Here is a 6675-nt window from a genome sequence, read left to right on the forward strand (position 1 = left end):
CCGAGTTCAAGGGCAAGGTCCAGTCGGCTGATCCAGCCGCTCAAGAGCTTTGCTTTGGTGGGATGCATAGCCGTTCTTTGTTGTGTCATCGTCTGTCTCCTGTTTGTCGCCCGAACCGGACGGATTGCAGGCCTCAAGAAACGCAGAGACGAAGGGGTGGCGGGAAGGCACTGACCGGCGGTGATGCGCCAAATGCTTGCCGGTCATTGATATTATTAAGTTTTATGGAGTTCGGCCGTTTTGGCGCAAGAATCTTGCACCGGCAAATCGGGCGGGCCGGATGCCTCGCGATGTCATCGCGCGCTGCGTTCGCAACCGATTTACAAGCTTTCGCCTTGTTTCAGGGGGTTTGGCGGTGATCCATGGGCACTGAACCAACCGGCAAGGGGGGCAGACCCTTGCCGGTCATTGATATTAAACAAGATTTACAAAAATCTGGGTATTAATCGCTTTGGATCGTGTCAGATTGGCCGCTGCGCCTGTCGTTTGGCCGCTCTCAACTTCGGGTCCACCATGCCCCACCGCGGTGTGACACATGCGCCCCTCGAAATTCATTAATGATTACAGGGACCGGCAAGCGTTTGGCGCATCACCGCCGGTCACCGCCTATGCGCCGGTCAAAGGTCCATGCTTCGCTTGATAGGTCTGCTTATCTACGCATGTGTCAGTGGCAGTAGGAGAAATAAATATGGTTAAACGACTGCGCCTGAATGAAAAAACTGTGAGAGACCTGATTGCGCAAGAAGATCGGGATTATCAGGTGTTCGACACTGAGATCCGGGGGCTCTCTATTCGCATCTTACGATCAGGGTCTCGGTCGTTCGTGTTGGATTACCGCTTTGCAGGACGCCAGCGCCGGATGGCAGTTGGACGCTGGCCGGAGTGGAGTGTCACGGCCGCCCGCGAACGCGCGCGTGAGCTACGTCGGGAAATCGACGAGGGGCGTGATCCGCTGGATGATCGTAGCGAACTGCGCGAAGCGCCAAGGTTCAAAGACATGATTGACCGATATCTTGCTGAGCATGTGCCGCATCTGGCACCGCTGAATGCAGCCGACCAGCGTGCGATGCTGACCAAGCTTGTGGCGCCCCAATGGGCCAACAAGCTGGTAGCGGATATCACGCCGCATGATGTTGCCACATTACTGAACATTATAGCGCAGGGCAGAGCCCGCCCGTCCAAAGCAAAACCAAACAACCGTGCACGCAAACTGCAGGGCGCAAAGCCCACCCCGATCCGGGCCAATCGCGTGGGCGAAGTGCTGCGCAAGATGTTCACGCTGGCCATCAGCTGGGGCTGGCGCACGGACAACCCGGCCACGGGGTTCAAAAAGCGTGTCGAGACCGCACGCGAACGCTTCCTGTCGCAAGAAGAGATCGGACGGCTGGCCACCGTGCTGGACGCAGCCGAGGATCAGCGGGCAGCGGGTATCATCCGGATCTGCATGCTGACGGGCAGCCGTGTGGGTGAGGTGCGCCAAGCACGGTTTGAACAGTTCAATCTCGAACTGGGCATCTGGTCAAAACCTGCCGCCACCACCAAGCAGCGCAAGATCCACCGGATCCCGATTTCTGCAGATGTCGCAGCCATCGTGCGCCGACGCGCTCTTTTGGTGCCCAAAGATAACCCTTGGCTGTTTCCCGGCGACGTTCCCGGTCAGCCTGTAAAAGAAATCCGCAGGTTTTGGATCAACGTGCAGCGAGAGGCCAACCTGCCTGATGTCCGTATTCATGATTTGCGCCACACGTTTGCTTCCTTGTTGGTCAGTGGTGGCGCATCACTTGAGATGATCGGCAGGCTGCTGGGCCATACGCAAATGCAAACGACCCAGCGTTACGCGCATCTGATGGACTCGCCCCTGCGTGCGGGCGTTGATGCGGTGGCTGGCATGTTCCGCCCACGTCCCAAAATTGTCCATGATGCTGATGTGAAGCGCGCCTGACATATTTGATGTTCAGCCATCACCGCGCAGTGCGCGCCAGAACGGCCGCAACCTGCGCCGAATGGTGCTTTCGTCGGGCACGTCGCCGCTTTCTTCGACATCGGCAAACCAGTCCTGCATTTCGGCGATCAACTCTGTTTGTGTCCCAGGTAAGCCGTGTTCGTGAACGCGCCGGGTCAAGGCCACGTACATGCCTTCCCAGTCATAGGGTGAAAGCGCGCCTGTGCCGCCACCGACGCGCCGCAGTAAATCATGCTCATCCTCAAATCGCACGACATCGTGGCCACTAATGAGCAAGTCGGCGATGGAGACTTTAACCCCATCAACGGGCTCTGTGACGTAAGCCCAGTCGTGAGCGCGTTCAGGTTTTACCCGCATCAGCTGGATGGTGGTTGGCCCCGTGCCGCTGCGCCTGAAGAGGGGCAGCATGTCCATTGGTGATATGCTGATCTTGCCGGACACCTTGTCGGGTCCGCATATGGCCAGTGGAATGCCAGTCACGATATCGAGCTTACCCTCGCTGGCCCAGCCCGCGAGGTCGGCGATTGTGCAGCCCCATCGTGTTGCGGTTTCGTGCAATGTGAAGAAGGCTCTCGGTGGTAATGCCATTTTGGTTCCGTTCTCTGTTTTAGGCAGACGCCGCATGCCACCTGATAAAGGTATGCGCCGCCTGGACGTTGGTGAGAGGGAAACACTGTCTACGCTGTAGATTGAGGAAGGCATGCCTGGACGTCACCCCCTCATCGGTGATGGCACTATTCCTCAATCAAAAGAACACCATAGAGCGAGTCGCCCTCTAGAGAGAGCTTACGCAAGTTGCTACGTCAGAAGCTGTCGGGGATAAGAGGGGGAACGCCATGTCATACCGAAAAGCACAGGAGCTCTTGCGGCTGGCGGGCATGTGCGCGGCACGTCATCGTGGCGTCTGCTTGCAAGATATTGTCATCGCGTTCGAGGTGAATCACCGCACAGCCCAGCGCATGGTGCAGGCATTAAGGGATGTGTTCCCAAGTCTTGCCGCACACACGTATGGCGATCGCCAGCATTGGTGGAAGCTGCGTGACATTACTTTGATCAGCATGCAGGGTATTTATGACGATGAACTGGTGGCGCTTGAAATGAGCGCCCGGCGGGCCGCACGAGACGGCGCGCACGCGCAGGCGGAGGTGCTGCAAGGGTTGCGTGAACGCTTTGTCGCAACGCTGCCGGCCGCAACGGCGCGGCGGGCGGAGGTGGATGCGGAAGCGGTTCTTGAGGCGCAGGGCTACGCGTGCCGCCCGGGTCCTAAGGTGAAAACGTCGCCTAAAGTTACAAGTGTCATTGCCGCTGCGCTAAAAGGGCCGTGCCGGCTTACGATCAGCTACCAAGGGAAACATGATCCAGCTCCACGTGAGCGGATTGTTGAGCCCTACGGTATGCTGCTTGGCACCCGGCATTATTTGGTGGCACGCGACCCACACAAAGATGACCAGTTCCGCCGGTTCAGGATGGACCGCATTTCCACGGCTGAGGCCACACCTGACTGGTTTGTAAAAGACGAGGGGTTCGATCTCGAAACTTACGCAGCACAGGCATTCGGGTCGTTTCATATGGATGCGGAGTACAGCCGTGTCGTGTGGCGTTTCGATCCGGCAGCGGCAGTGACCGCGCGCGAGTTTGAATTCCACCCAAAGCAGAAGATGATCGATGAGGATGATGGAAGGTTGATCGTCTCATTTGACGCCAGCGGCTTGGTTGAAATGGCCTGGCACCTCTATAAGTGGGGCGACGCTGTCGAGGTGATCGAACCACCTGCGCTGCGGGACTTGGTGGCGGGCTGGCAGAACAAACGTATCAGCGTGTTGCCGTGAGGTTGGCTAACGGTGACGTGTGTGGCGCGCGTCGGTCGGCTCTGACCTGATCTGCTGCAAGTTACTTCCTGAACCTGTCAGCCGGGCCGCATTCTGCGAAACTGGTGGTCCCAAAAGCGAATGGCAGTCCGTTCTGCCAAGCAACAGAGCCTTGCTCCCCGGTAAATGAGTTCTGTTACCGTTTCTGGTTTGTCTGGAGCCGGGAGATGCCGTAGATGGCGGCTCACACTGAAGGAACCTCCATGAAACAGCCCGTATGACCAAACCATCGCCAGTGGTTTCCGTTGTCATTCCACTCTATCAGAAAGCGCGCCATATTGCTGCTTCGATCTGTGTGGCCTACATGTCTTGCCGCCTGGCAGACGTCGCTTTTGAGCTTGTCGTGGTCGATGATGGCTCAACGGATGGCTCGAACGATGTGGTACGAAAATGGGCGGCAGAGAATTCTGATCACGCAAGAGTCCTTCATCTCATCAGACAGGAAAACCAAGGCGCCGCGGCTGCCCGCAATGCAGGTTGGAAAGCCGCGCGTGGGGAAGTCGTCCTGTTTCTGGATGCAGATGATACTTGGGCAGAGCATCACGTTTCAGAGATGCTGGCTCTTATGGCAGAATTCCCGGAAGCCGTGCTCTACGCAGATGCATGGGGCGAGATTTCGCTGGAACGTAAGGCAAAACAGCACGGTTTCGGTATCGGATCCGACCGTCGCGGGCCGCTTGGCTGTTTCTTCGAGGCCATGAGTTCCGGGCCCATGATTGTCTCGTCGAGCACGGCTGGAACGTGGAAAAGGTGTCTGGTGGAGAGCCAAGGATTTCCCGAAGGGGTCAGATTTGGCGAAGATAAAATAGGCTGGGGCCGTCTGGCCCTTCTGGGTGATGTTGTCTGGTCGCCTCGTATTGGTGCCACCTGGGACAAATCCGCAGACAACCGGAGTGAAAAGGTTGCAGGCTCGCCACCCCGCACCGCCTGGCGCGATTTCATGATCGAAGCGCTGGATGGCCTGGAGCTCTCAACAGCAACGCGGCGGAATATCCGGACTGCCATCGCAGTTGAAAATGCCTGCCTCAGTGGCGAGATTGCAATCTTCGGCCACGAAACGCCTGCGCTTTTCGCCGAAGCCAGATAACCGTCTTGGCGCTGTTGCGTCGTGTTCCTACCCTTCAGGGTCGGTAAGCTTAATCGCTACTTGCCCGTATTTCTTGATCTTATGTGGGACCGGGCGTGCTGGACAGCCTTATTCCAGTCTTTATAGGGTAGCGGGACCGCATACATCGACCCCACCACCACATTATCCAGCTTTCCTTTCGGGGACAGCCGGATAGGCAATTGGCCACGCGACATAAAAGGAGCTTCCTACGCCCGGGGTGGTTTCCAGCGCGATGGCCCCTCCTGTCTCGCGGACGATCTCCGCGATGACCGGAAGCCCCAGCCCCGTCCCCATGTTCCCCTTGGTTGTGAAATGTGGTTCCCACAGCCGGGCCCTGACTTCCGGCGTGATGCCGGTTCCAGTGTCACTGATACTGAAGAGGGCATAGGGTTCGACCGGTATCTCACCCACCTCAACGGCGGCCGTCTGCGGGACGGGCTCACCAAGTGACAATGAAAGTGCAATCTCCTGCTTACCGTCGCCTAGGGCATCGCGCCCATTCAAGCCGAGATTCAGCAAAACCTGCATTAGCTTGAGCGAGTCAACCATTACGAAGATCGGCTCGTCAGGGAGATTGGCGGTGATTGTGAGGTTATGGGTTGCGCCGAGTTTGAGAATGCCTGCGGCCTCATTGAGGAGATCCGTCAGGTCAGTCTCTTCGGTCTCGCGCTTTCCAGTGCCAAGAGAACGGAGCGGCTCCAGTAGGGAGACTGCTTGTCGCGCGGTCGCATGAATATTTGCAAGGGATTGGGGAAGCCGGATACCCGCTTCTTCAAGAGCGGGATCGGAGAAGTGAGAAATGATCGCGATCAGATTGGCCAGATCATGTGTCAGCCCGGCGGCCAAAAGGTTAACGATTTCCTGGCGCTGCGCCAACTCGACCCGGTCACGGATCTGAAGCTGCTCGCGCTCGATCGCGTTGCGCGCGGTTACGTCCCTGTTGATGCAGATGATCTTTCCGCCGGGTATCTCAGTCAGGCTGAGCTCCTGCTCAAACCTCCCACCGTCTGCTCGGAGAGCATCGACCTGCCCGGCCCAGTAGCCTTGATCTCTGAGGGTAGGGAAGGCCTCCGCCGCCAATCCTGCTGCGACCTGAGGTGAATAGAGGCTATGCCAAGGCTGGCCAACTAGAGATAATGGTTCGTTATGTGCGAACATCGCCGCGTGCGCTGGGTTAGTAAAGAGGATAGTCCCTGCTTCATCGGTAATCGTGATCCCTTCCTCGGTCGCGGTAATCGCAGCGGACTGCATCGCAAGTTCTGCCTCCATCTGCTTCTGACGAGAAATGTCCAGCAAGACACCAGAGATCTTGTGCGGGCGTCCATCCACATGATGATCCGAAACACCGCCCCGGCCCAACACCCAGACCCAATGACCTAGCCTGTGACGCATGCGATATTCGACTGCAAACGCTGCAGCGGAACCTTCCGCACATTGCAAAAATCCCGCCTCTGCCGCGATAAGATCTTCCGGATGCACTAGCTTACGCCACCCCTCGAACCCAAGGGACGTCGCAATTTTCTTGTCGAGACCGAGCATATCGGCCCAAATATCATTCGCATTGCTCTCACCGGTCTCGAGATCTACGGCCCAAGTGGCGGCCTGCGCCCCAGAGATCACCTGTTGCAGAGCGACCTGCGCCGATTTGATGTCGGTGATGTCGACAAGCATATGCACGAGCCCCCCACCCGCAGTGGAGCGCTCCGTAACACGAAACCAGCGCCCGTCGCGAAACC

The 6675-nt window shown here is 57.7% G+C and carries 5 protein-coding genes; 3 read left to right on the plus strand and 2 right to left on the minus strand.

Translation table 11 applies throughout. The annotated features are described in order from the left end of the window. The first annotated feature begins 688 nt into the window (after positions 1-688). Positions 689-1942: a tyrosine-type recombinase/integrase gene (locus R6T97_RS09090; protein ID WP_410348976.1), complete on the plus strand. Its 1254-nt coding sequence runs from the start codon at positions 689-691 to the stop codon at positions 1940-1942. 12 nt (positions 1943-1954) lie between these two features. Here the strand turns inward: R6T97_RS09090 and R6T97_RS09095 are convergent, their stop codons facing one another. Continuing rightward, a complete protein-coding gene (locus R6T97_RS09095) occupies positions 1955-2551 on the minus strand; it encodes a hypothetical protein (protein ID WP_410348977.1) in 597 nt (198 codons plus the stop codon). 248 nt (positions 2552-2799) lie between these two features. On the opposite strand from R6T97_RS09095, the gene R6T97_RS09100 reads away from it, so the two are divergent. Both R6T97_RS09100 and R6T97_RS09105 read left to right on the plus strand, forming a co-directional pair. Beyond that, on the plus strand, positions 2800-3792 hold the full coding sequence (locus tag R6T97_RS09100; protein WP_410348978.1) for a helix-turn-helix transcriptional regulator: 993 nt from the start codon (positions 2800-2802) through the stop codon (positions 3790-3792). A gap of 256 nt (positions 3793-4048) precedes the next feature. Continuing rightward, complete coding sequence (locus R6T97_RS09105; RefSeq protein WP_410348979.1) at positions 4049-4918, plus strand: glycosyltransferase family 2 protein; 870 nt, start codon at positions 4049-4051, stop codon at positions 4916-4918. 162 nt (positions 4919-5080) lie between these two features. On the opposite strand, the gene R6T97_RS09110 is transcribed toward R6T97_RS09105, so the two are convergent. Beyond that, positions 5081-6675: PAS domain-containing protein (locus R6T97_RS09110; RefSeq protein ID WP_410348980.1), on the minus strand; the 1595-nt coding region annotated here is incomplete at its 5' end.

Source organism: Yoonia sp. (assembly GCF_046498525.1).
Lineage (GTDB): Bacteria > Pseudomonadota > Alphaproteobacteria > Rhodobacterales > Rhodobacteraceae > Yoonia.

Excerpts from the sequence above, each read along its gene's own strand:
- R6T97_RS09105 (WP_410348979.1), top strand. The coding sequence starts at position 4,049 with ATGACCAAACCATCGCCAGTGGTTTCCGTTGTCATTCCACTCTATCAG.
- R6T97_RS09100 (WP_410348978.1), top strand. The coding sequence starts at position 2,800 with ATGTCATACCGAAAAGCACAGGAGCTCTTGCGGCTGGCGGGCATGTGC.
- R6T97_RS09090 (WP_410348976.1), top strand. The coding sequence starts at position 689 with ATGGTTAAACGACTGCGCCTGAATGAAAAAACTGTGAGAGACCTGATT.
- R6T97_RS09095 (WP_410348977.1), bottom strand. The coding sequence starts at position 2,551 with ATGGCATTACCACCGAGAGCCTTCTTCACATTGCACGAAACCGCAACA.